At 70.0% G+C, this 25548-nt stretch carries 17 protein-coding genes; 16 read left to right on the top strand and 1 reads right to left on the bottom strand.

The window, feature by feature from the left end; all coding sequences use genetic code 11:
• Nucleotides 1-333: 333 nt before the first annotated feature.
• Nucleotides 334-3411 (top strand): hypothetical protein, encoded by a 3078-nt coding sequence (locus ABZS66_RS00185; RefSeq protein ID WP_354753619.1) that lies wholly within the window; start codon nucleotides 334-336, stop codon nucleotides 3409-3411.
• 42 nt (nucleotides 3412-3453) lie between these two features.
• Here the strand turns inward: ABZS66_RS00185 and ABZS66_RS00180 are convergent, their stop codons facing one another.
• A complete protein-coding gene (locus ABZS66_RS00180) occupies nucleotides 3454-3930 on the bottom strand; it encodes a CHAT domain-containing protein (protein WP_354753617.1) in 477 nt (158 codons plus the stop codon).
• Nucleotides 3931-4525: 595 nt separating this feature from the next.
• Here ABZS66_RS00180 and ABZS66_RS00175 point away from each other — a divergent pair.
• The 15 genes from ABZS66_RS00175 to ABZS66_RS00105 all read left to right on the top strand — a co-directional run bounded on the left by ABZS66_RS00175 (nucleotide 4526) and on the right by ABZS66_RS00105 (nucleotide 25328).
• Nucleotides 4526-5908, top strand: a complete 1383-nt coding sequence (locus ABZS66_RS00175) for a phage/plasmid primase, P4 family (RefSeq protein ID WP_354753615.1) — start codon at nucleotides 4526-4528, stop codon at nucleotides 5906-5908.
• A gap of 398 nt (nucleotides 5909-6306) precedes the next feature.
• Nucleotides 6307-7434 carry a glycosyltransferase gene (locus tag ABZS66_RS00170; RefSeq protein ID WP_354753613.1) on the top strand — a complete coding sequence of 376 codons (1128 nt, stop codon included), beginning with the start codon at nucleotides 6307-6309 and terminating at the stop codon, nucleotides 7432-7434.
• 398 nt (nucleotides 7435-7832) lie between these two features.
• Nucleotides 7833-8765 carry a hypothetical protein gene (locus tag ABZS66_RS00165; protein WP_354753612.1) on the top strand — a complete coding sequence of 311 codons (933 nt, stop codon included), beginning with the start codon at nucleotides 7833-7835 and terminating at the stop codon, nucleotides 8763-8765.
• Between the two features lie 1100 nt (nucleotides 8766-9865).
• On the top strand, nucleotides 9866-11689 hold the full coding sequence (locus tag ABZS66_RS00160; RefSeq protein WP_354753610.1) for a S53 family peptidase: 1824 nt from the start codon (nucleotides 9866-9868) through the stop codon (nucleotides 11687-11689).
• Nucleotides 11686-12609 (top strand): L,D-transpeptidase family protein, encoded by a 924-nt coding sequence (locus ABZS66_RS00155; protein WP_354753608.1) that lies wholly within the window; start codon nucleotides 11686-11688, stop codon nucleotides 12607-12609. Before ABZS66_RS00160 ends, ABZS66_RS00155 begins: the two co-directional genes overlap by 4 nt.
• A gap of 110 nt (nucleotides 12610-12719) precedes the next feature.
• Nucleotides 12720-13499 (top strand): hypothetical protein, encoded by a 780-nt coding sequence (locus tag ABZS66_RS00150; RefSeq protein ID WP_354753606.1) that lies wholly within the window; start codon nucleotides 12720-12722, stop codon nucleotides 13497-13499.
• A 189-nt stretch (nucleotides 13500-13688) separates the two neighbouring features.
• Entirely contained in the window at nucleotides 13689-15035 is a 1347-nt protein-coding gene (locus ABZS66_RS00145) for a cytochrome P450 (protein ID WP_354753604.1), read from the top strand.
• On the top strand, nucleotides 15032-16846 hold the full coding sequence (locus ABZS66_RS00140) for a non-ribosomal peptide synthetase (protein WP_354753602.1): 1815 nt from the start codon (nucleotides 15032-15034) through the stop codon (nucleotides 16844-16846). The genes ABZS66_RS00145 and ABZS66_RS00140 overlap by 4 nt, the downstream gene beginning before the upstream one ends.
• A 35-nt stretch (nucleotides 16847-16881) precedes the next feature.
• Nucleotides 16882-17751 carry an alpha/beta hydrolase gene (locus ABZS66_RS00135; RefSeq protein WP_354753600.1) on the top strand — a complete coding sequence of 290 codons (870 nt, stop codon included), beginning with the start codon at nucleotides 16882-16884 and terminating at the stop codon, nucleotides 17749-17751.
• A complete protein-coding gene (locus ABZS66_RS00130) occupies nucleotides 17748-18806 on the top strand; it encodes a GntG family PLP-dependent aldolase (protein ID WP_354753598.1) in 1059 nt (352 codons plus the stop codon). Before ABZS66_RS00135 ends, ABZS66_RS00130 begins: the two co-directional genes overlap by 4 nt.
• Nucleotides 18807-18962: 156 nt before the next feature.
• Nucleotides 18963-19280 carry a hypothetical protein gene (locus ABZS66_RS00125; RefSeq protein WP_354753596.1) on the top strand — a complete coding sequence of 106 codons (318 nt, stop codon included), beginning with the start codon at nucleotides 18963-18965 and terminating at the stop codon, nucleotides 19278-19280.
• Nucleotides 19281-19751: 471 nt separating this feature from the next.
• Nucleotides 19752-21833: an NACHT domain-containing protein gene (locus ABZS66_RS00120; protein ID WP_354753594.1), complete on the top strand. Its 2082-nt coding sequence runs from the start codon at nucleotides 19752-19754 to the stop codon at nucleotides 21831-21833.
• Between the two features lie 1323 nt (nucleotides 21834-23156).
• Complete coding sequence (locus ABZS66_RS00115) at nucleotides 23157-24212, top strand: hypothetical protein (protein ID WP_354753592.1); 1056 nt, start codon at nucleotides 23157-23159, stop codon at nucleotides 24210-24212.
• A 169-nt stretch (nucleotides 24213-24381) separates the two neighbouring features.
• Nucleotides 24382-24624, top strand: coding sequence for a hypothetical protein (locus ABZS66_RS00110; protein WP_354753590.1), 243 nt, complete (start codon nucleotides 24382-24384; stop codon nucleotides 24622-24624).
• Entirely contained in the window at nucleotides 24624-25328 is a 705-nt protein-coding gene (locus tag ABZS66_RS00105; protein ID WP_354753588.1) for a hypothetical protein, read from the top strand. The genes ABZS66_RS00110 and ABZS66_RS00105 overlap by 1 nt, the downstream gene beginning before the upstream one ends.
• Nucleotides 25329-25548 lie beyond the last annotated feature (220 nt).

The raw sequence follows: 25548 nt of genomic DNA, 5'->3' as shown, positions 1-25548 counted from the left end.
CTACCGAATGCCCGATCGACGGGCTGGGAAAGTCTTGCGGCATTGGTCCAGCCAACCGTCGAAGAGCCGGACGTGCCTCGTGAATTGGGTGGATCGGTCGCCGGTCCGCTCTGATGTCTGACACGCCAGCAACGCCGGGGTCCGCGGTAGTCGTGCCGCACCGGCGCCGGAGCCGACCGTGAACCGCGACCAACCCGCCTAAACCGCCGCCGGTCGACCTGCCGCATAGCGTCGCGCCAAGAAAGGCAGCCGTGTCCCGGGCAGCGACGGTTTCATTGTGCCCACGTAGATGGCTATCTTGATCGGGTCGTCTCGGTGGCGTCGCGTTCAAAGGTGGCGGTGGACCTTATGCCCGACCAGCCAGGTATGAGCGTCCGGGCTCGGCGGCTGTGGCCGGCCCTGGCCGTCGTCTTTGTCGTCGGGATACTGGGTGTCGCCGGCTGGTGGTGGGCTCCCGGGCTGGTGCGGACGGCGGCGGTCTTTCTCGACGCCGATCTTGGCGTGAAGGACAGCTACAGCAGCGTCCTGAGCATGTTCATCGGGGTCGCTGCGCTCGTGACGTCCACGAGCATCGGGGTGCTGCAGCTGTACCAGGGCCGCCGCGGTGTTCTGGAGCCGCACGCCTCGCGCGGGGACGAGGACGTCGACGGTTCCCTGCGCCTGATGCGCGACATCCCCGCGCTGCAGTTGCGGGTGCATCCGGCGATCCAACTGCCGCCGGGTCACGAGGCCTTCGCCGGGACTGCGAAGGGCCGCCGGCGGTTCCGGTGGTACGCGCCGTGGCCGTCGCGGCGCACAACCGCGCCGGAGGGAGCGCATGGCCTGGACCGGGACCTGCCGACCTTCGTGGACCGCGACCGGCTGCCGCTGCTGCGTCAGCTCCTTCACCGGGCTCGGAATGAGGGCGGGTTCATCGTGATGGTCGGCAACTCCTGCGTGGGGAAGACCCGCCTGCTGTACGAGGCGGCCCGCGAGGTCTTGCCCGACTTCGAGGTGCTCGCACCCGACCTCGGCGACGGCAACCGGGTCAACCGTGTCGCGGAGGCCCGCCACCGGCCACGCCGGCTGATCGTTTGGCTCGACGAGCTGCAACGGTTCCTCGCCGGCCCCTACCTCACGGCGGGATCGACTCCGATCAGTTCAGCTGCCGTGCGGCGCCTGCTCGGCGCGGACGACCCGGTCGTGATCGTCGGCACGCTCTGGCCGGAGTACAAAGCCGAACTCCGTGCCCTCGATCAGGACAACAACAGTGATCGCGTGCGGCCGCGATTTCCCGACGCGATGGACATCCTGAACAACTCCCGGCTGAACGAACTCACACTCGAGCCGTTCTCCGCAGCGGAGCGGCAGGCCGCCGCGCGGCTGGCCGACCGCGACCCACGATTGCACACGGCGGTGGCCGACACCAACTACAAGGTCACCGAGGTACTGGCCGGGGCTCCCGAACTCGTCCGCCGCTACGAGCAGGCCAGCCAGGAACAGCGCGCCATCCTCGACGCGGCCATCGACGCCCGCCGGGTCGGTCTCTGGACCCCGGTGGCCGAGCAGTTACTCTGCAAGGCCGCCCGCGGTTACCTGTCCACTGCGCACCCCGACGACTCCTGGTTCGGCCCAGCACTGGCGGAACTCACCAGCGCCGATCGTCCACACGACCGGGCAACCGCGCCGTTGGCGGCCGTGACCAACGATGAGCGTCGCGAGGTCATCGGCTACCTGGTTGCCGACTACCTCCTGCAACGCCTCGTCCACCAACGACGCAGCGTCCGCCTGCCGGCGCTCGCCTGGAAGGCTCTGGTCGACCACGACCACGCCCCGGACGACGTCGAGCGTCTCGCCGCGAGCGCGGACAAACGGCTGCTTTATCAGTACGCCGAGCCGCTGTACGTCCGTATCCACGCGGGCCGGAGTGATGTGGTCCGGCGGCTGGCCGACATCGTGCTCGGGCAGGGCCGCACCGACGAGGCGATCGATGCGTTGCGGTACTGCGCCCGGGGCGGCCACCGGGAAGCCCAGCGCCGGTTGGTCGACCTGCTGGTGGTGAAGGAGCGCACCGATGAGTTGCGTAACCGTGCCGGGGCCGGCGACGGCTACGCCGCCTACAGGCTGGCGCCGCTGCTGGTCGAACAGGGCAATGTCGACGAGGCGATCGAGGTGTTGCAGCGTCGCTCGGAGCAACGCCCGCTGATCGCGGTACCGGAAGAGACCCCGGACGCGCGCATTCGCACCGAACCCTGGTACCACAAGATCATGGATGCCGAAGATGCGGAGGCTGTCAAGCGGTTGGCCACGCTGCTGACCGGTCAGGGTCGGCACGCCGAGGCCATCGACGTGCTGCGCGACCGCGCCGACCGCGGCGACGGTTCATCGGCCGGGCTCCTGGACGACCTGCTGGCCAACCGGACAGAAAGCGAGCTGGAAGCCGCCGCCGAAACCGACGACTGGCGTGCCCGCCTGTGCCTGGCCGACCGTCTGGTGAAGCAAGGACGCGCCGACGAGGCGATGCTGCTGCTGCGCCTCGCGGTCGATGCCGGTGACCTGCGGGGCAGCAACCGCCTCGCCGACCTGCTGGGCGCGGCGGGCCGCATCGAGGAAGCGATCGAGGTACTGCGCATCGGCATCGACGCCGGCGATCTGCGGAACAGTCAGCGTCTGTCCGAGCTGTTGCTCGGGCAGGGTCGCGCCGACGAGGCGATCGAGGTCCTGCGCAGACGCGTGGACGCCGGTAGGCTCCGCGAGGCTCAGGGACCACTGGTCGGCGACTCGCCGGTCTACGCCGAGGCGCGCCTGGCCGAACTGCTCCGGGAACTCGGCCGCGTCGACGCCCTTCGCGCTCGTAGCGAGGCGGGCGATGACAGGGCCGGTCAGCACCTGGGCGAACTGCTGATCGAGCAGGGACACGTCGACGAAGCGATCGCGGTACTGCGGACCACCATCCACGGTGACGTCACACTCGTCGACCTGCTGGTGAAGCTCGAACGCGTCGACGAGCTGCGGGCTCTCGTCGAGTCGGGCAATGCGCGCACAGCCGCCGACGCGCTGGCCCGCCTCCTGGCTGCGCAGGGACGCATCGACGAGGCGATCACCGTACTGGAGAACGACGAAGCCAGGTCCGGCTACTCTTCCGGACAGGTCCTTGTCGATCTCCTGGCCGAGCGTGGCGTCGACGCGTTGCGAACGAGCGCTGATGCCGGCAACATGGCCGCCGCGAACCGGCTGGCCGACACGCTGATCAAGCTGGGTGCCATCGATGAGCTACGCGCGGACGTCGACGCTGGGATCTTCGCGTGGGCCGAGAACTTCATACCGATCCTGTTCCAGGAGGCGGCCGACCAGGAGGCGGTGAGCAGGTTCGGCCTCAACGCGGACGGGTCGATTGCGCGACAACACGGCACCGGCCGGGGCTCGCCCTGAGGTGGCCATTGGCGAGGTCTCACCGATTGAATCGCGTGGTCTTCAGCAGCCGCTGACCGCGAACGCCGCCCAGTGGTACGGGTGGCTGAGCGGACGGCTGCGCAGCCGGGCCTCCGGCGACACCACCGGGTCGGCGGGCGGCGGGAGCACCCCCGGCAGGTAGGACTCCAGCTCGGCCCAGGTGGCCCGCCGCAGCCAGCGCTGCGCGGCCGTCAGCGCGGCGCATGGGTCCAGCCGGTCGCGCCTCCAGGAGTCGTAGAACCGGGCCATCAGGAAGACGGCGGATGCGTCGGGCACCGGCCAGTGCGAGGCCAGTACCCCTGCGACGCCGATCTGCATCAGCCCGCCCGGCAGCCCCAGCGCCTCGTCCGCTGGACTGGTGGCGATGCGTCCGCAGCGCCGATACGAACCCGACCAGCCAACCCACGTATGCTCTCCACCGAACGGGTGCCTTCCTGCAGCAGCTGACTTGAGCCCTCGACAAGCCCAATCATCCCTGCGGGTAAGGCATCCGTTCATCTACGCCACGCGAAGGTGCCTTCCTAACCCTTCCTAACCGCGGATCCGGGTCTGAGGCATGCATCGACACCTTGGAGTCCGACGTCACTCCCCACTGCTTAAGGCTATTCGCACAGATGGGGGCGATAGGTGCCCTCATAACACCATTCGTAGAGGCGCATGCCGCGTCCCGCTGGATGATCGCAACCAACGAGCGGCGAGCGGTACCACCCCGGGCGATCAGGTTGTTCGCCGACATGACCACGGCGGTGTCCAGCTCGAGCGAGTCTCAGCGCATGCCGTGGTTGCGTGCCCGGCTTTGGAATGCCATCTGCGGCGACCGCTCTCGGAGGCTGGGTCTGAACAGCGCGGCTGGCCTACGTGTAACGACGTGTCAACTGCGGGCGGAGCCTCGCAGTCAGGCGCAGTGCGCTCGTACGGTGTTGATCCGGAAGTTAGTTGGTGACCGCGTCCTATTGGCGCGGTCATATGCCCGCTGCCTTCCGCTGCATCGCCATGTCTGTAGCCGCCCGACCCGGTGCGAGAGTCGATCGAGTGCTCATCGCGGGTGGCGGGGCAGCTGCCGGTGTCGTCATCAACGGGGAGGAGCGCAGCGTTGCCCGCTGGCCAGGATGGCAGGGACGCTCCTGCAGCCCCACCGGCGGCGTGGGGGCCGACCGAGGACGGCCTGGCACAGGCTCTGCTTGCCCGGTATGGGCAGGATCTCCGGTACTGCCCGCAGGTCGGCCGCTGGCTGCGCTGGGCAGGGCATCGCTGGGTTTGGGACGAAGCAGACCTGCACTGGCAGTTCGTGCTGGAGCTTGCCCGGCAGTTGCCGACATCGGGCCGATGGCGACGGTTCAGCAGCAAAGCTCGCTCGGCGGCAGGTGTTGCCGGCGTCGCAAGGCTGGCGCGGACGAATCCGTCAATCACGGTCAACCTCGACAAGCTCGATGCCCAACCGTACGAGCTGAACACCCCGGACGGCATCGTCGACCTGCGCACCGGCGAGGTGCAGGCCGCGAACCGGGCCCGGCTACACGTGCGTAGCACTGCCGCCGGGGTGGACTTTGACCGGCGTGCTGAGGTGTTCGAGCGGTTCCTGGCCGACACGTTCGGCGACGACCTCGGGCTGCGTGACTATGTGCAGCGCCTGCTTGGGGTCGCCGCAGTCGGCACCGTGCTGGAGCAGGTGTTGCCCTTCGCCTATGGTTCCGGGGCGAACGGGAAGTCGACGTTGTTCGAGACAGCAATGCACGTATTGGGCATTGGCAGTACCGGCTATGCGATCGCTGCCTCATCAGACCTGCTGGTGCAGCGGCAGCATGCTGATCATCCGACGGAACTGGCGCAGCTCGCGGGCGCGCGGCTCGTGGTGTGCTCCGAGCTCGACGAGGGGCAGCGGTTCGCCGAGTCGAGGATCAAGCTGCTGACCGGCGGAGACATCATCCCCGCGAGGTTCATGCGCGGCGACTGGTTCTCGTTCGAACCGAGTCATACCGTGATGGTCCTGGGCAACCACCGTCCAGACGTCCGCGTTGGCGGGCCGGGTTTCTGGCGGCGGGTGCGACTGCTGCCGTTTCCCCGCACCGTGCCCGCGGAGCGACAGGATCCACGGCTTCGTGAGCGCCTGCACGAGGAGGGGCCGGCTATCCTCGCGTGGATCGTCCGAGGTGCGGTCGCCTATCTGCGCGACGGTCCGGGTGAACCCGACACGGTACGGGCGGCGACGGCGGCATACGCGCGTGAGCAGGACAGCGTCGGGCGATTCATCGCCGACCGCTGCCATCTGGCGATCGACCAAGCGTTGGTCCAGGTGCCGACGACGCTGTTGCGAGAGGCGTACGAACAGTGGTGCCGGGACAACGACGAGCTACCGGTCAACGCCAAGCGGCTCACACAGCAGCTGCAGCAACTCGGTGTGACCACCGCCCGCGGCGGCAAAGGCGTTCGACGATACGTGGGCATCAGCCTGCTCGAGCTCGACGGCCACACCTAGGGCTGGCCCAAGCATGAACGGGCGCAGCGGTACCACTTGCTCGACAACGCCGCAGGTGTTGGCCCGTGCCGCCTGCGCTACATCCTCGGACTCGGCCGCTGGCGCGTCCGGAATGGGCCATCTCGTCGGCCGGTGACGACCACCGAATAGCCGTAGCGTCGGAAGGGAGCGTGCGGGCATCGTGATCAGGGGCATGCTCGCCCATGTCTGCTGCGCCGATGGAGCATCGATGATCAAAATCCTTGCGCTGAACCCCGGCCCGCCTGGCGCCTTCGTCGGCCCGCGGCGGCGGCCGGCTCGCCAGGCGGTGATGCCGGTCCGGACCCGCTGCCGTCGGCGTACGCCCTCGATGCGGCGAGTTCGGCCGGCCGTGTCGGTGCCGCTGGATAGGTGACACCATGCGTGTGTTGTTCACTGCGGCGCCGATCTACGGCCACGTGCTGCCCTTGCTGCCGCTCGCTGAGGCGGCGGCTGAGGCCGGCGACGAGGCAGCCGTCGCCGTCCCGCCGTCGATGGCGCGCCTGGTCGGCGGGCTTACAGTGCGGCCGACCGGCCCGGAGGTCGACGTGCTGCTGAAGGAGAACGACCGGCGCACCGGCGGTGCCGACATGTCGGATATGCGTGATGTCTTCCCGGTGGCGTCATTCTTCGCCAGCACCCGGGTGGACCTGACCTTCGACGAGACGGTGGCTCAGGCGCGCGGGTTCGGCGCCGACGTCATTGTTGCCGACGAATACGACGCTGTCGGTGCGATGGTGGCGGCCGCGCTGCGTGTGCCGTTGATTCAGCATGGCATCGGGCTGCCGGTGTCACCACCGCCCCTGGAGCCCGCCATGCAGGCCCTGCTAGCGCCGCGCTATGCGCAGCGTGGCCTGGCGGGGGCGCGCCGGGTGGCCCTCGTTGACCCGTGGCCGCCGCTCCTGCATGCGCCGCGGTGGTCGCCGCCGCCTGACCGGCTGCCGATCAGGGCCCGGGCCTATGCCGGGACAGCTGCGGACATGCCGGTCGACCTGCCGCCGACCAAACCGGGGCGGGCCCGCGTGCTGGTCACCCTCGGGACGGTCCTGCTGGACACGGGGATGCTCGACGCGCTCGTGGACGCCGTCGCCGCGCTTGACGACGTGGAGGTGCTGGCGTTGGTCCCACCGGGCTGCCCGCGTCCCCTCGCCGACATTCGGAACAACGTTCGTTTCACTGGCTTCGTACCGATGGCCCAGTTGCTCGCCGCCGGCGTTGCGGCGGTGGTAGCGGCGGGCGGGGCGGGGACCGTGCTGGCCGCGATGAGTCATGGCATCCCGATGGTGCTCTGGCCGAAAGGGGCGGAGAAACCGATGAATGCTGAGCGGGTCGCGGCGGTCGGGGCCGGCCTTGTCGTGGATGAGCCGGGCCAGGCCGGCGAGGCGGTCGGCAAAGTGCTCGCCGACCTGTCGTACGGCGCCGCGGCGGCTCGGGTTGCTGAGGAGATCCGGCATGCCCCCGCCCCGGCGCAGGTTTGGTCCGAGTTGCGCGGACGGCTCCAGGCCTGAACGTGCTGCGCAGATGCCGCGGCGGACCCCGGGTCATTGAGATGAGCGCAGCCGGCGGCAGAACCCGGGTGATGACGTCGCCGCCGACCGGCACAATGGGATCCCATGAACCGCGTGACCCCGTGGCGGCCGGCCAGGCGTCCGTGGCACCAGAGCCGGCCGCTGGCTAGCCAGACGCGTCTGCCCGAGGGCGCGGAAGTCGTCGACGTCGACGTCGACACCGTCCACATGCAGGTCAGCATGCCCGTCGACCCGTCGACGAGCACGGCTTCTTCGGCCGCCAGTGCCCCAGCTGCAGCCAGCTGTTCCGGATCGACGCCGACGAGTACCAGGCGCTGCCCGACGAGCAGGGCCTGTGCTGCGTCTACTGCGGCCACCGGGCCGAGGCCAGTGACTTCATGACCGCGCAGCAGCTCGAGCGGGCCATGAGCGCCGTCAGCGCCTGGGCGATGCCGCGGACGCATGACGTCCTCGACGGTGCGCTTCGGCGCATCAGCAGGCCCCGGCCGAGCTCCCGCGGGTTCGGCATCCACATCAGCTACCGGAGCCGCCCGTTCTACCCGCAGCCGCTGCCCGGCATCGACGAGGAGAAGCTCATCCGGGTCCGGCAGTGTCCCGCCTGCGACCTGCATTATGCGGTGTTCGGCGAGCACCGGTTCTGCCCGGTGTGCGGCCCGCTGCCGGTCGACCTCGTCGCCCTCGACGCGCTCGCCGCCGAAACCTTCCGCCTCGACGCGCTCACTCAGCTCCCGGCGGCCGCCGCCGCCGACTTGCGCGAGCAGGGCGTGTTCACCCGCATCTGGGTGGACACCCTGAAGAACCTCGCCGGCATCGTGGAAACCCTCGCCGGTGCGGTGTTCCGCGCGGCGGTGGCCAACGCCGACCAGGTGCTGCAGGGCAAGGGCAACATCTTCCAGCGCCTCGATCCGGCTGCCGACCTGTTCGTCACCCATGGATACCCAGACCTGCGGCAGCGGCTGGACCCGGCCGTCTGGCAGCGGCTGCTGCAGACGTGGGCCGTCCGGCACGTGTTCATCCACCGCGACGGTGTCGTCGATGGGAAGTACCTGACCGTGGTGTCGGCCAGCACTGTCCAGCTCGGCCAGCGGCTCACCGTCACCGAGCCGCAGGGCGCGGCAGGCAATCAGCGACACGCGAGACCTGTGTCTCGCAATCGCCGCCCTGACCGCCACTCCCTGACCAGCCGGTGGCGATCAGCTGGGGATGGTCCAGTGGGTACGCGAATGAGGTCACGGTCCCTGGTGTGTTGGTGTCGCGTACGGCTCAGGGTCTCGGACTTCGAGCGCGTTGACGTGCAGCTCGCCAAGTAGGTCTGGACGGTTGACCCACCGATCGTCCAGCTCTACTTGGCGGATTCCGTGCCCGACGGCTTCCGCTGGCCGAGTCGGATCGGCGTGTTGCCACGATTCGCCGCGATCCCCACCGTAGCCGCGGAACTCGCAAGATCATCCGCTAGGTGGAGCCGGACTCCGCCACCTACGCCCGGACAGGACAAGTTGGCGACGGCGTGAGAGATGGGTGACAGGGGTGACAGGTGCCCCGGTTATGTCTCTCGTGTGTAGCACATGCTCGAGAGTCGTGTCGCTCGACGCGCGTGAACCCGCGTGGGCAAGGCAGTGGTGGGGACGACCTGTCACCCGTGTCACCCTCAGGTCTCAACAGCCGCCCATGGGAACCCCGCGATGCGGCGGTGGACGCGGGGTTACGCCGCCTTGGCCGGCGGGGAGGCGGTCAGGGAGGGAACACGACGCCGTCGAGATGGGCGTCGTGTTTGTCACGGCGATGGCGCACCCGGCCGTCTGCACACGGTTGCAGGCGATGTGGCGGGCGTTGACCAGTCCCCGTTCGGCTGACCGCGTTGACCAGCGCAACATTGACCGGCTCCGTGAGGCCTGAAGCCCCGCCAGCGTGGCGACAAGGGCCCCAAGCTCCGCGGGCTACTACGTTGCTGGCACGGCTGGTCGCCGGAGTGCAGGCTGCGCCGTTGAGGTCCTATGTGGTTGGCCTGGGTACCGCGGGGCCACACTTCGTCACACATTCCGCGAGCGGTGGCGAGCGGCGATTGTCTTTGGCGTGACCTGCATCCGTTTCGATCGGTGCCAACGCGAACCGTCGGCCCGGGGTGATTGGCTGGAGGTCTGCGCGGCGAGTCTGCGTATGTGTCGGATCGACCGGGCTCACGCGTTCACACGGGGCGTCGCGGGCCACGGCGATCGTGGCCGTCGGTGTGGGCTGATCGCTGCTTTGTGTTGTCGCGGCGTATCGGTTCCGGGCCCAGCTCATGCGTCGGACCGGTGTTCCGGTCTGACTGATCGACCTCGGATCACGTCCAGTCTGTTCCCCGCACCGCCCGAAGGTCGGTGCTGATTGCTGCCGTCCATGCGCCGGTGGTAAGGAAGGAAACCCTTCGATGCACCTTGCACGTGTCGTCTTCTCCGTCGCCGCCGGGGTGGTGGTCGCGTTCGCCGCCACGACAACCCCGGCGCGGGCCACGCCGGTCCAGCCCGGCGGTGGCACGGTACCCGCCGGGCAGCAGGTCACGGTCACGCTCCATCTGGCCGGCGCCGACCCTTCCGGGCTGGAACAGCTCGCCGCCGCGGTGGCCGACCCGGCCAGCCAGCAGCACGGCAAGCGGCTCGGCCGCGCGCAGTTGCGCGACCGGTTCGGCGCCCCGCCCGCGCAGGTGACTCGGGTGACCGCTTGGGGGCAGCGGGCCGGGCTGTCCGTGACCGGGCTGGACGAGACCGGCTCTCGGCTCACCGTGACCGGCGGCGCCCGCGCCGTCGGTGCCGCGTTCGGCGTCGGCCTGCGCACCGAGACCCGCAACGGTGTGCGGGCGCTGACCGCGACGAGCACTCCGCGGGTGCCGGCGAAGGTCCGCGGGGACGTGCAGGCCGTCACTGGCCTGATTCCGCTGGTCGCCAGGCCGCTGTCGGTCCGTCCGGCCACATCGGTGCGGCCTCTTGCGGATGGCCAGTATTGCTCGACGTACTTCGGTGAGTGGAACAAGGGCTCAGTGCCGCAGAAGTACCCGGCCGGCAAACAGTCGAACATGCTGTGTGGCTACAACGGCGCGCAGCTGCGCGCGATGTACGGCCTCGGCGCCAACGATCGTGGGCAGGGCCAGACGATTGTCATCGTCGGCGCCTACCACTCGGCGACGGCGCTCGCCGACGCCAACCGGGCCTTCGCCGCCAACGGCGTGCCGCAGCTGCCCAGCAGCCGGTTCGTCGTCAAGCAGTACGCGCCGCGGTCCACGGTGGAGGGCTGTGACGTCGGCCTGTGGAACATGGAGCAGGCCCTGGACATCCAGGCCGCGCACACGATCGCCCCGGACGCGACGATCGTCTACGCGGCCGCGCCGGACTGCACGAAGCTGCCCGACACCGTGGCGAAGGCCGTCGCCGACACGTCGATCGACACGACGATCATTTCCGCGTCGTGGGGCATCACCGCCGGCGAGCCGAACGACCCTGGCTACCTGACCGCAGTCAACAACGTCCTCGCTCGGGCGGCCCTGCTGGGCATCGGCACCTATGCCGCGTCGGGCGATGCCGGTGACAACAGCAACCTGCCCGGCGCCAGTGGTACCAGCGTGCTCTTCCCGGCGAGTTCGCCGTGGGTGACCGCGGTCGGCGGCACCTCCACCGCCGTCGGCGGTCAGAACCAGGTGCTGTTCACTACCGGCTGGTCGTCGGCGGCGAACCGGCTGACCGGGGGGACCTGGCAGCGGCTCAGCCCGCCGTTCGCCGGCGGGGCCGGCGGCGGGAACAGCGCCTACTTCCCCAAGCCGTCCTGGCAAGCGAACACGCCCGGCACCCGCCGGTCGGTGCCGGACATCGCCGCGCTCGCGGACCCGTTCACGGGGTTCTTCATCGGCTGGACCGCGGGCGGACAGTACGTGTCCGGGCCGGTCGGCGGCACGTCCCTCGCCGCGCCAATCGTGGCGTCTCTGGCCGCGGTGGCGCAGGGCAGAGCGGGCAACGGCACGGTGATCGGCCTGGCGGCGCCGGTGCTGTACGTCAAGGCGGCGGCCGGGGTGCCGATCGTCACCGACGTCGCCCACGTCGCGGCCGGCGTGTGGACCACCGCGGTCAGTGCGGACAGTCCGCAGGGTGACTACCTGATCGACCTGGACGCCGGCACGCAGAGCCTGCGGACCGGCCCCGGCTATGACCAGATCACCGGCCTGGGCGTGCCCGGCCCGGCGTTCTTGACGGCGATTACGGCATGAGCGGCGGCGACGGCGGTGACTTCCGCCCCAGCCAGATCAGCACAACCCGTGTGGCCGGGTACCGGTGGGAGCACGTGGCCGTCGTCGCCAGCCTTCTGCTGCTCGCCAGCATGCTCGTGCTGGCTTGGCGGAGCGTGCACGCGCCGCCGTCCCAGCCCAGTCCGCCGCTGGCCCCTGGTGAGGCGAGCAGCACAAGCCGCACTAGCAATCCACCGGCGTGGCAGTACGAGCCGGTCGCGGCGCCGGCGATCACGCCCGCTGAACTGGCCACGCTGCCGGAGGCGAGCACCGGCACCACGATCCCGGCCGCGCCGGCCGACACCGATCGAGCCGCGGGCACTGACGGGATCGTCGTGCACAACGCCGCCCCCGTCGCGGTGTATGACCGGCCGGGCGGCACCGCGTTCGCCAAGCTGCCCGCGACCCAGGTCGGCAGCCCGACCTGGTTGCCGGTCATCGGCCGTGAACCGGATTGGGTGCGGGTGCTGCTGCCGAACCGGCCCAACGGGTCTGCCGGGTGGCTGCACGCGGCCGGTGTCGAGACCGCCCGGACCTCGTACGAGATCCACGCCAGCGTCACCGGCCGCCGGATCGAGCTGTGGCGCGACGGGCAGCCGGCCGGGCGGTGGCCGGTCGCGGTCGGCGCACCAGCGACACCGACCCCGACCGGCCGGACCTTCCTGCTCGCCTCCGTGATCGACCCGGTCCAGCCGTACTCACCGGTGATCCTGCCCCTCGGTACGCACAGCACCACCCTGACCACCTTCAACGGCGGGCCGGCCACGACCGCCCTGCACACCTGGCCCGACCCGAACGTCTACGGCCGAGCCGTGAGCAACGGCTGCCTTCGCATCCCGCCCGACGCGCTCACCGCACTCCGCGCGGTACCGCTGGGCACCCTCGTGCGGATCAGCCCATGACCCGCGCACCCCGGCCATTCAGCCAGCCTTGGCCGCTGCCGAGCTCATCTCCTCGACGGCAGGCCCAACCACTCCGTCGCAGTTCGATGTCCGCAAGGGAGACCAAGCTCGTGACCGCAAGCACCGCTCGGCGCGTCGTCGCCGTCACTTCCACGCTCCTCGCCGGCGCGCTGGGCGTCATGCTGCACGCCAGCGGCGCGGGCGCCGCCGCGACGTACCACGACGCCGCCTACGGCATCTCCTCGAGCGGCGCCGCGCCGATCGGCGCGATCCCGTCCGTGAGCTCCACCGACGGCGCCACCCGCACCGGCAGCGGCGCCGCGCGTTCGTCCGACGGCACGATCGCCATCGGCGGCGCCACGGTCAGCGCCGGCGGCGGGAAGGCCAAGGCGATCGTTACCGGGTTCACCGCCTTCGACGGCCTCGTCACGGCGTCCACCGCGACGGCAACGTGCACCAACGGCACCACCAGCAGCAGCGTGTCCGGCACGTCGGCGGGGCCGATCGGCAAGCGCGGCAGCGTCACCTACGGCGTGAAGATCCGCAACAGCAACGGGTCCGTCACGGTCATCGCGATGCAGGTCAAGCTGAACGCGGGCGCCGGCACCGAAGCCGCGACGATCAACATCGCCGCGGCGACCTGTGCCGCCCCCGGCGGCGGCAACCCAAGCCCCACGGCGACCGGCGAACCATCCGGCAGCCCGACCAGCAGTCCCACCGGGAGCCCGACCGCCAGCCCGACGTCTACGTCAAGCCCCACCGGCAACCCCACCACCGACCCAACGCGCAGCCCGACCGAGGAACCGACACCGCCGGCCAACGGCGGCTCGGGCACGCCGCCGGCCCCGGTCCCGACGCCGGGCAAGACGAAAGTGCCGGTCACCGGCTGAGACACCGCTCTCGCCATACCGGCAGCAGGCGGCCCAGCACCGGCAGCGGGCCGCCCAGCCACCTCGCCCGTCGGCCAGCTCCCATGGCGCCGTTATCGCGGCGCGGCTCACGGCCACCCCGGCTGCGGGCCACTCGCCCGCGCGCCGGCAACAGGAACCGATCCATCGCATCACCGGGGGAACATACGCATGCCGATCACGCCCGCCGACCATCAACTGGCACTGCATAATCTGCAACTGCCAGGCGTCATCACCGACCCAAACCCGTACTACGCGGCACTGCAGGTGAACGGACCGGTGCACTTCGATCCGTTCATCGCTTCGTGGCTGGTCTGCCGGCACCGCGACGTACAACACCTGTTGGCCAGCCCACACACGTCTGTGCGGATGCGCCACACCGATAGCCTCGCCCGGTTTTCCGGTGCCGGCCTGGAGGAAGCGTTCGCCCTGCTGGACCTGCACGTCAGTTTCGTCGACGACCCCGACCACCGCAGGCTTCGCCGTACGCTGGCCGAACCGGTCCAGGTCCGCCGTGTCCGCACCGACCTGGCCGGCCCGATCGACGAGGCCGTCGACACCACGCTGGACACCCTCGCAGCCACCGTTGCTCGCGGGGAGCCGGTCGACGCGGTCACCGCACTCGCCGCGCCGATCCCGATCCGGGTCACCCAGCACCTACTCGGCATGCACGACGTGGACATCGCCACCATCCAGCGCTGGTCGCACGCCTGGGGAGACATCGTCGCCGCGCCGGGGCATGTGCCGACCGGCGACCGGGACCGGCTCCTGCAGACCGTCGCCGAGCTCGTCACCTACCTGCAGACGCTCGTCGACCGCGCCGAACGACGACGCGCCAGCACGGCCGGGCCGATGCTCGCCGCACTGGTGACGGCCATCCAGACCAGGGTGATGCGCCGGGACGAGGTGATCGCGAACCTTCTTATGCTGGTGACCGCGGGCAACGAGACGACCGCCAATCTGATCGCCACGACCGTGATGGCCCTGGCCGACGACCTGGGCCTGTGGCGGCTGCTGCAGGCGCAGCCTGAACGCGTCGAGGCCGTGGTTGAGGAACTGGCGCGGCTGTATGCGGCGACACAGTTCACCGCTCGCCGCACAACGGCGGCGATCACGCTACCCAGCGGCATCGTCATCCCCGCCGACGCCAGCGTCGTGCTGATGCTTGCCGCCGCCAACCGCGACCCGGACGCCTTCCCCGACCCCGATCGGGCCATCCTCGGTCGGGTGGGCACGCAGCCGGTCACGTTCGGCCACGGCCCGCACCTGTGCTTCGGCGCGCCGCTGGCTCGGCAGGAGGTCTGCCGCACCCTGCACCGCCTCGTCGACCGATTCGCGTCCGTCACCGCGCTGCCGGGTCGTGTCTGGCGTCGCAACGGCAACCTCCGCGGCCTCGAAGCCCTGCCCGCCCGTCTCCACCCGGTGGCGGCGGACCGCGCAGTTCCAGGCCGCCTCGCCGGTGGTGCCGTGCGCACCAGCGTCGACATCGTTCAGGCCAGCGGGGTGGGTGCTCGATGACTCCCTTCGTTGGCCAGATCGACGACCGGATCTGGGAGCATGCCCGCCGCCGCGCTCATGGTGTCGCCGTCATCGAGGATCACCGCCTGCACACCTATCGGGAGCTGACCGAGGCCGCGGACCGGGTCGCCGCCCGCCTGATCGGGTGCGGTGTCGGCTCAGACTCGGTCGTTGGCGTGTCGTCGGCGCGTACCTTCGGCGGCTTGGTGAGCCTGCTCGGCGTGCTACGCGCCGGTGGGGCGGTGCTGTACCTGGACCCGGAGTGGCCCCAGCAGCGCCTCGCCCACATGACCACCACCTGCGACGTGTCGGTGATCGTCGCCGACGGTGGCGGCATCCAGCAGTTGCCTGCCCTGTCGCGCACTGAGGATCTCACTGGCGCGGCAAACGAACGGCGGGACACGGCCGCTGCGGCGCCGTCGACGGCGATCGAGGTGTCCGGGTCACGGCGGTTGTGCTATGTCGTGTTCACCTCCGGCTCCACAGGGACGCCCCGCGGCGTGCTGATCGAGCACCGAGGCGTGTTCAACACTGTCACCGCCCTGGCCGAACAGTTCGCGATCAGTGTCGGTACGCGGGTGCTGCAGTTCGCCAGTTGGGCGTGGGACGCGGCGATGTGCGAGATCCTCACCACGCTCACCGCCGGCGGCACCCTCGTCCTCGCCCCGGACACCGCCCGCACCGGCGGCACGGCGCTCGCCGAGGTGCTGCGCCGGCACGCCGTCGAAGTTGTCACCCTCACCCCCTCGGTCCTGGATGCGGTCCCGGCCGCCGATCTGCCCGCGTTGCACACGGTGGTGTCGGTCGGCGAAGCCTGCCACCCGGGCGTGGTGCGCCGCTGGAGCGCATCGCACCGACGGGTGCTCAACGGCTACGGCCCGACCGAGACGTCCATCGCGGTCAGCGTCGGCGAATGCCTCCCCAGCGGACCGATACACATCGGCACGCCGCTGCCGAATGTGGCCGTGCGTGTGGTCGACGATGCCGGCCACGACGTGCCTTCCGGCACGCCCGGGGAGCTGTGGGTCGCCGGCCCCGGTCTGGCCCGCGGTTACCTCGGCAACCCAGCTCTCACCGCGGCTCGATTCCGTACCACCGCGGATGGCCGCCGCTGGTACCGCACCGGCGACGTTGTTGTCGCCAACCCGGACGGCACCCTGACGTACATCGGCCGCGGCGACGATCAGATCAAGATCCGCGGGCATCGCATCGAGCCCGCTGAAATCGAGCGGATGCTGTGCACCCATCCGGCCGTCCGCTCGGCTGCGGTCGTCGTCGCCGGGGAACAACTCGTCGCCTTTGTCGTCGGGGCCGACCCCGACGCCGACCCGGCCACCGTGTGCGAAGCGGCCCGCACCCAGGCGTTCTTCTGCCTTCCGGACTTCCTGCGACCCGACCACGTCGCTCCGCTTGCGTACCTGCCGGTGACCAGCAACGACAAAGTGGACCGAACCGCGCTTGCCGCAATGGCAATCGAGCAGCTCACCCCAACTCCAACGGCCGCGACCCGGCCCGGTGGCGCACCGACACCGGGACTCCTGAACCACGTCGTGACGATCGCCGCCCGGGTGCTCAAGGTGCCGGTCGCCGTCGATAGCAACGTCTTCGACCTCGGCGGGCACTCCCTGCTCGCCGCGGAGCTCAGCGTCACGCTCAGCGAGGCGTTCGGAGTCGACCTGGCCTACCAGGACGTCGTGCAGCATCCGACCCCAGCCCAGCTCGCCGAACGGATCGTCGGCCTGCTCGCCGGCCACCCGGATCCAGCCGCACGCCTGTCGTCCAGCGGAGGTGCGTCATCGACACGCTCGTAGCCACCCACCCTCCCGCCGCACCAGCCCGGCCCGGGGTGCGCCTCGCCGCGCAGGAGCAGTTCGGTCAAGGCCCACCGGTCGTGCTCCTGCACGGGCTGGCCAGCACACATCGCTGGTTCGACCTCGTCACCGAGCAGCTGGCCGGACGGCGGGTGCTACGGCCCGACCACCGCGGCCACGGCCAGTCCAGCACCCCACCCGGCGGATACACCGTCGAGACCCTCGCTACTGACACCGCGGACCTGCTCACCACCCGCGGCGGCGGCCCGTGGATCGTGGCCGGGCACAGCCTCGGCGCCGCAGTCGCGCTGCGTCTGACAGCCGAGCGGCCCGACCTCGTCGCCGGACTCTGCCTCATCGAGGGCGGCGTCTACGACCCCCGCGTGCTGTTCGGGGCAAACTGGTGGGACGCCCAGTACACGATGCGCCTCGATCGGCGCATCGCCCCAACTCCCGCCATGCTCGCCGCCTGGGCCCGCGGCAGCGGCCTGCCCGACGCGGCCGTCCCAGCACTGCTGGCCAACTACCGGCCCGACCCGGCCACCACCGACACGATGGACGCGTCCGACATGCCGGGGACGGCCGGGGGAGGGCGGGTACGGCTGCGCCTCGCCGCGAACCATGAGATCCACCTGGCCCGCAGCCTCTGGTGCCAGAACCCGGCGGCCCTCCTGGCCCGGGTCGACGCGCCGACCCTCGCCGTGCTTGCCCGCCCGGCTGACCGGGCCGCATTCGCCGCCCGCCGCCGCGCGCTGCAACGCACGCTCGACCGGTCCGGGCGCACCATCGCTACCCAATGGGTCGACGGCGACCACGATCTCCCGCTGCAGGCGGCGGACCAGGTGGCCGCCGCAGTCACCACCCTCACCGCCATGGTCACCGATCGAGCCGGTGAGCGGCGATGACGACGCCAGCCGAGATCGTCGCGGATCTGCGCAGCGACACCGTCACGAAACCCACGCCGGGCATGCGTGCCGCCATGGCGGCCGCCGAGGTCGGCGACGACGTGTACGGCGAGGACCCCACCGTCCACGACCTCGAGACGCGCGTCGCCGACCTGCTCGGCCACGACGCCGGACTGTTCCTGCCGACCGGCACCATGGCGAACCAGGTCGCGACCCAGACCCTCGTCCCGCACGGCGGCGAACTGCTGTGCGCTCACGACGCCCACCTCGTCAGCTTCGAGGCTGGAGCGTCGGCGGTCCACGGTGGGATCACCACCCGTACCTGGACCAGCCCGAACGGGCTTATCGACGTCGGCGCGATCGCCGACATGATCCAGCTGGCCGGCTCATTCGCAAACCCGACCGAGGCCATCGCAGTCGAACAGACCGCGAACTTGCCCGGTGGCATCGTCCATCCTCTCGACCGGCTCACCGCCCTGCATGAAATCACCCGCCGCGCCGGTATCAGCCTGCACTGCGACGGCGCCCGGCTCTGGCACGCCCACATCGCCACCGGCACGCCACTGGCCACCTACGGCCGCCTGTTCGACACCCTCACCGTCTGCTTCTCCAAAGGCCTCGGCGCCCCCGGCGGCTCGGTCATGGTCGGCAACGCGGAACGCATCTCCGACGCGAGGCGGCTGCGGCTCCGCGCCGGCGGCGCCATGCGCCAAGCCGGCATGTACGCCGCCGCTGGCCTCTACGCGCTCGACCATCACCACCTTGAGGACCTCGCCGGCGACCACCACCGCGCCCAACTCCTCGCCAGCGGCCTTGCCGGTGCCGGTGTCATCGACCCAGCGCGCGTCCACACCAACCTCGTACTGCTCGACCTCAGCTCGACACGCTGGACCGCACGCACCTTCGCCGCCGCGGCAGCCGAACGCGGTGTGCTGCTCGTCGCGCTCGGAACCCGGCATGTCCGGGCAGCCACGCATCGCGACGTCAGCGACCGTTCGCTGCGGTATGCGGTCGGCGTACTACAGGGTCTCCTCGAACAGCAGCCCAAGCCATAACCCTGTTCGCTCGACGACGCGCCGGAGAAGCTCGCGGACTCCGCCTGGCCGGTTCGCATGCCCCTCACTGGCGCTCTCCATCAGAATGGGCCACAACGATAGCCACACTGGTGACCAGGCGCTGCAGTCGACAGGTCGAAGGGGAGAAACGACCTCGTGCGCGACGTCGCCGCACGCTCTGCGACCGGGCTGACGGTCGGCGTGCTGGCCCGGCTGCTTACGGCTTGGTTCGTCAGCACGGCGGACCCGGCACCGGCGCTGGCGGATCTGGTCGTCTTGGTGCTCGACTACCTCCTCGCGGGAATGATGGTCTTCACGGTCATCGCCGTCGGCTGGCGGATCGGAACCACTGCATACACCGCCGTGGCAGGGTGGATGGACCATCGTTTGGCCGCTGGCCTCAGACGGTGGCGTGACGCACCACGCAGTCGCTGGTCCGACGCGATTACGTCAACGCCTTGGCGGCGTTTGTAGCGCGCATCAGCAATATGGCCGTGCGGCCGGTATCTCGGCGCACCGTCGGCATGACCGCCGCCGTCGTTACCGTGGCACTTTCGCTGATCGCAGCCAACGCGGGGCCATCCCCGCAATCCCGGACACTGCGGCCAGCACCGTCACCAGCGCGCTTCAGCGCCTCGCCCAGCGATACGCGAACGTTGCCTCCGGTGTCGCACTCGGAAGCTGCGTCTGCTTCGTCCGCAGTTTGCGCGGCCGAACACCGTGTACCAGAGCCGCGCGTCAATCTAGTGTGGCTCATGGAGAGAACAGAGCACTGCGTCGCCGCGATGGCCCGTGATCCACGTCGTCACGACTGGTTGTCGTCAGGCCGACAGCACGGGGTTCACCGCCTACGAACGTTTGGCGGGGGGCCGGGGGATGACATCTGTGGAACACTGATGTGAGGTTCCGGACTTTCTGAGCGGTTCGAAGACTGTTGGAGGTTACTTGCGGCATGGGCGACTTGCCGCCGGTGCGTTTGTAACGGTCGTCGCCGGCATCGTCATATTCTTTGCCTCCCGCGATGAGTTGGGCACTTCCGACCAGGTGGCGAGCGTGGTCGGTGCCGCCGCTGGCGTCGCCAGCCTGATCCTCGCCGCCCTTCTGGCCAGGCCTGATCGGAAGGGCGCGGCCGACATGGATCTCGACGGGGCCGAGTCGGCCATGCTGGACAGGCTGAGAAATGTTGTGCGGACTGAGTGGCTCGACGCGCTCGCTTTCCGGGGAATCAGCCAGATCGACCCCATGCCGGTGCGATACACGCTGAAACCAATCACCTCGGACGAACCGCGTGCTGGAACGCTGGCTGAGATGGTTGACGTCTTTACCTCTCTGCCGATGCCGCAGATGCTGATCGTCGGGCCCGCGGGCTCAGGGAAATCCGTCCTGGCGGCCTCGATCACTGCCGCGCTGCTGGCCGAGGAGCGGGACGAGCAGCGCGTTCCGGTGCTGGTCTCAGCGTCTTCTTGGGACGTCGCGACCGAGAGTTTTCACGCATTCGTACTGCGGGTGCTCAGGGGCGACTACCCCTTTCTGCGATCGGATCGTGCGCGAGGGCTTAGAGTCTTGGAGAGGTCGCTGGCTCGAGGCAGGATTCTTCCAGTTCTCGACGGGCTCGACGAGATGTCGCCGTCGCAGATGGCGAAGGCTGTCGTCCACCTCAGCCGCGCAGCGATCGCCGGGCAGTCCATGATCGTGACGAGCCGGGTCGACGACCAGCCCGGACGAGTCTTGGATAAACTCGCCGATCTGCGTCTCCATCCACTTCAGGTGGACCAGCAGATCGCGTTCCTTTCACAGAGCCCGACGCACGATCGGGGGAGGCTGACGTGCATCACCGAACACCTGCGGACGCAGCCTGACGGAGTCCTCGCCGAGGTCCTGGCCACGCCGTTGATGCTGTCGCTGGCCAGGGACATCTACGCCAGGCCGGGTGTCGACCCGAGCCGGATCCTCGCGGCCAAACGGGCCCGAACCATCGAAACCGAGTTGCTGGTCGCCTATGTCCCGGCGCTTTACGCGTCCCAGCCGCCGTCTCCGCTGGTTGCCACGGAGAAGAAGCTGCGGCCACGCGAGTACTCCGTGGAGAGCGCGGTGATCTGGCTAGGTACCCTCGCGAAACACCTGAGGGCTATCGACTCAAGCGATCTGGCGTGGTGGGAGCTTCCTCGGATGGTGCCCCGGTCGGTCTTCGTCGTCAGCGTGATGGTGTCGACGGCTGTCGCCTCCGCCTCGGTGGGTGGGCTGGCGTTCGGCCTTCTCGCGGGTCTGGCGAGTTGGCTGTCGTTCAGCCTTGTCGTCGGCTTCGTCTCGGGTGCGCTTGCCGGGCCGATGATCGGTATCGGTATCAAGTACGGCGGCGGTAAACCGAGTCGCCGACAGCGGACCGTGGCATTTTCCTTCAGCGTCGATCCTCGTCACCATCGGCAGGTGCGACGACTAATCGGTGGCCGCCCGCGTCGCATCATCGTCGGGCTGACGTTGGGCTCGATAGTCGGGTTGGCGGTCTTTCTCACGTTTGTCCTCGTGAATTGGCTGGTCTTCGAGGAGAGTCCGTCCGTTCGCGGCGCACTGCTGTTCGGCGTAAACAGTGGCCTTGTAGGAGCGCTCGCCGGCGGGTTGGCCACCTGGATGCGGCGTCCGGCAGACGGCTCGAGACGCGAACCACCGCGCATCACGCTACGGCGGGACCGTCAGGCTGCTTTGGTGAGCGCCGCTGTCTTCGGTGTGGGTGGCGGCATCGCCTTCGGGATGATCGCCGAGCCCACTGTCGGAATCATCGCCGGCGTGCTGGGCGCGGTGGTGATCGGCATTAGCGGAACGGCCTGGGGTGCGCTAATGACCGCTCGCGTCTGGCTCGCCCTGAGCGGCCGACTGCCGTTGCCGCTGTTCGACTTTCTGGAAGACGCTCATCGGCGGGGAATCCTCCGCCAAGTCGGACCGGTGTGGCAGTTCAAACACATCCTGTTACGCGACGAACTGGCGGACAGTCGCAGAGTGCAGCGCAAGGCACGGGAATTCGCTTCCTGAAGTCGATTGGCCCATGATCGGCGGTGGCGGCTGGGCTCAGCTGCCAAGGCGACCGGGTGTTAGTGGGGGGCGAAGCTGGCTGGGCCACTTCGTTCGCTTGTCGTGCCTAGCCTCGTTCAGGACATTGCTGGTCGACATGGCGTCGGAGAGGTCGGCCGCTCACAGGCCGCGGTTGCCGAGGTTGGCGTCCTCCAGGCAGCAGTCGGCCAGCTGGGCCTTCTAGAGGATGGATAGGCCTCACTAGGATCGATCTGCCTACCCACAGACCGATCGTCTCAACCAAGCGGACAAACCTCGACGACAGAAACCTTTACGGGGACAAAGTTCGCTGGCACGAGGAACGTACCTCGACGGCAAAGGGCACTTCAGTGATGTGCAGTTCATGGCAATACTGCGAGATGGAGAGCCTCAAGAACCCGCGGTACCGCGACGCAGTGGCGCGAGGTCTATCCGGAGAATTGCCGAGGCGGCCACGTCCTCGGTCGGGGGTCCGGGCACCTCACCGAGCCAGCGCAGCCGCGCCGTTGTGATCTGCCTGTTCGTGCTGTCCCGAGGCTCGAAGACGGCGTCGTGACGTGCTGCCTAGCATCAGATGCTGTGCCGCTCGGGCGAGTAAGCCCGAGGCAGCCGAGTTCGGCTAGCGACTGAAATCTCGCTTGACTCGAGCCGACCTTCCGCGGCGACCGCATCGTCCTGACGGCGGCTCGCCGCACCGCCCCCGCGGGCCTGGGCGGGTGCCTCCCCGGCGGAGGCGACGAAAACTGGCGGTCATCGAGGCTCCGGGCTAATGGGACGATGCCGCTCGCGGTGAGGTGCCTGCTGCCGCAACGCGCGGCCGGGTGCCCCGCAGCTGGAGGTGCCACCGGACCGGCGGGACACGGGCGCGAGCGCGCCGGTGACTCGGACCAGCGCATCGGCCGGGTCGCGGTGACGAGGAGCTGCGGGATCACACAGCACGTCACGGCGTAACACATTTCGATCAGCGGCCGGACCGGGCAACGTCGATGGCGTGATCGCTGCAGGGACGTCCGCAACGCGGCAGCCATCGGGCTGCTACGGGGGATGGCGGCCGTTCCGCGTTTGCCGACTTGTTGTGCCGACCGATCAGGGGTCGGCCGTCGACACAGCGGCCGTCGGCTGACGGCAGCGATCTGCACCGCGCGGGGCTCTGCCTCCCCGGCGCCCCGCGCGGCTCCGTCCCCTGAACCGTGACCTGGGATGCGAGCCGCGGGCGGAAGCGCGCGAGCTGCGGCGCCCGCCCCGGGCCGACCTGGCGTACAGCCGACAGATGGGCCCGCCGACCAAAGCTGCGAGGAGGATCCGGTGACTTCCACACCGCACCACGGCGATGCGTTGGCGGCGCAGCGAGGCCGAGCGCCGAGCGGCACCTCCGCGATGCCACCGGTGGTGGGCCGCCGCCGCCGACTGCCGCCGGCCACAGGTATCGCGGTCGCGGACCGCGACGACCCAGACATGGATGGCATTGTGGTGGTCCCGCGGGAGTTCGGCGCGGGACGTGTGGTCGACCAGCTGTGGCAGCGTGCGGCGAGGCTGCCGATCGGGACCAGTCTGATCGGGCTGACCTCCGCCGACGGCGGGGTCGGCCGGTCAACGCTTACCGCCGCGCTCGGCGGACTGCTCGCCCTGGCGGCGATGCATCCGGTGCTGGCGGTCGACGCGACGGCCCGCCCGTGGAGCGGCTTAACTGATCGGGTCCGAGGCGATGGCGGCACGCTGTGGGACGCCTTACAGGCAGTGAAAACCGGTGCGCGAGTGTACGGATTCGGGGCGGCCCGGTCCTGGACCCGCCGCGGAGCCACAGGCGTTTACGCGCTCACAGCGGAGCCGCAGCGCACCCCGCAGCGGCGGCCGCCCACGTTCACCGAGGCGGTGCAGGTCATCTCAGCGCTCGGCCCGCACACCAGCGCGGTCGTTGCCGAGCTGCCGGTCGCGGACGTCAGCGGGGTCTGGCGGTATCTGACCGTGGTCACCGCGCCTGTGCTGGTGGCGCGGGCCAGCGTCGACGGTGTCCGGCACGCCCTGCACCTGCTTGCGCAGCTGCGCGCAGGCGGTCTCGACGCGGTCGCCGACCGCGCGGTGTTGGCGGTGGTGGCGAGTGCGCCGCAGCCGCCGCGGGAGGTTCGGGCTGTCTGTCACCAGGCCGCATCCCGGGTCCGGTCAGTGGTGCGGGTGCCGTTCGACGAGCACCTGGCCCGGCCCGAGCCAGTTGACGTGCGCCGGTGCCGGCGCGCGACCCGGGTGGCGCTGGTGGCACTGGCCGCCGCCTGCATGCCGGACTCGATGGTGCCAAGCCAGCCGGCGCCGACACGCCAGTCCGATGCCGGTCTGCGCCACGCAGGCGGGTCTCCCACGTCTTGAAGGGTTCGAGGAGCTGAACACGATGTTGTCCTACGCGGGGGCGTGGACTGCAGCGGCTACCACGGCGCACGGTCCTCAGTGGAGATTGCAGCTGGCCCCGACACCGACGCCGACGCAGCCAGCCGGAGAGGGATTCGACTGGAGCCGGGTGCGTCCCGACCCGGGTGCGGTGCCCAATACCGACATCTTCTACACCCTGACCAACGCCACCCTCTACCTCGGCGTCGTCGCCGCCGTCTGCGGGCTCGTGTCCGGTGTGATCGCGTTCGGCGTCGGCCCGATCTTCGGCGCCCACGTCGTGTCCGACCGAGGCAAGTCGATGATGTGGAAGGCGGGGCTGATCGCCATCATCGTCGGCTGCGGGACCAGCACGATCGCCTGGCTCATCCAGGCCTCGGCGGTGCAGAACTGATGGGCGGGTACAAGCCGGCCCACGTGCGCCGAGCTGTGTGGCCGCGGTGGCTGCTCACCGTGGTCGTCTCGCTGGCTGCCGGCGCGGTGCTGTACGGCTGGCTGCGACCCGCCGAAGCGGCGCAGCCGGCGCCGGTACCGCCGCCGCCGGGTGGTGTGTGGGTCGTCGACGGAGTGCCGGTCGGGTTCCCGGCGACACCGCGCGGCGCCGGTGACGCGGCGGCCCGGTTCGAGACGGTGCTGGCCGATGCCGGAACCCTGCCGCAGCCGGACGCGGCCGCGCTGGTGCGGCGGCTGTTCCCGGACGTCACCGACGTGGATCTGGGCCAGCTGCTGCCAGCGGCGCCACGGGCGCAGGCGGGTGGGATCTGGCAGAGCACGACGGTTCGGGTGTGGGCCGAACACGCCGACGACCCGGCGGTGACGGTGCCGGTCGGGGGGACGGTGCGGGTGCAGACGTTGGTGCTGTCGCTGTTCGGAGCCCGCACTGACGGGGTGAGCAGTGTCGGGGACGGCGGTCTGGCCGGCGTGTGGACGGTGCACGAGCTGACGATGCGCTGGACGGCTGGTGGCTGGCGGCTGGCCGCCGTCGGCGCGCCGGTGCCGGTGCCGCCGCCGGACGTGGCCGGCACCGTCCGCGACGGCAGCCCCCGCGACGGGCAACCGCTCGCCAGGCTGCTCGGCGCGGACAGTTGGGCGCCGTGACCATGCCCGCGAACCCCAGTCCACGTCATGTGCTCGTTCGTCGGGTGCTTGCCTGGCGGTCGCGGTTGCAACCGCTGCTCGCGCCGCTGCCCGCCGCCAAAGCGGTTATGTCGGCCACCGCGCAACCGCGGTCGGCGCACGTGCGTCGCAGCGTGACCGGCGTGCAGGTCGGTCGGACCCAGCAGCGCCGGTACGAGCCGGTCCGGCCCGGCGCGGCCGC

The sequence above is a fragment of the Dactylosporangium sp. NPDC005572 genome (assembly GCF_040605515.1).
Classification (GTDB): domain Bacteria; phylum Actinomycetota; class Actinomycetes; order Mycobacteriales; family Micromonosporaceae; genus Dactylosporangium.
The sequence above is the reverse complement of the archived record's forward strand: the minus strand, read 5'-3'. Positions and strand labels throughout refer to the sequence as shown.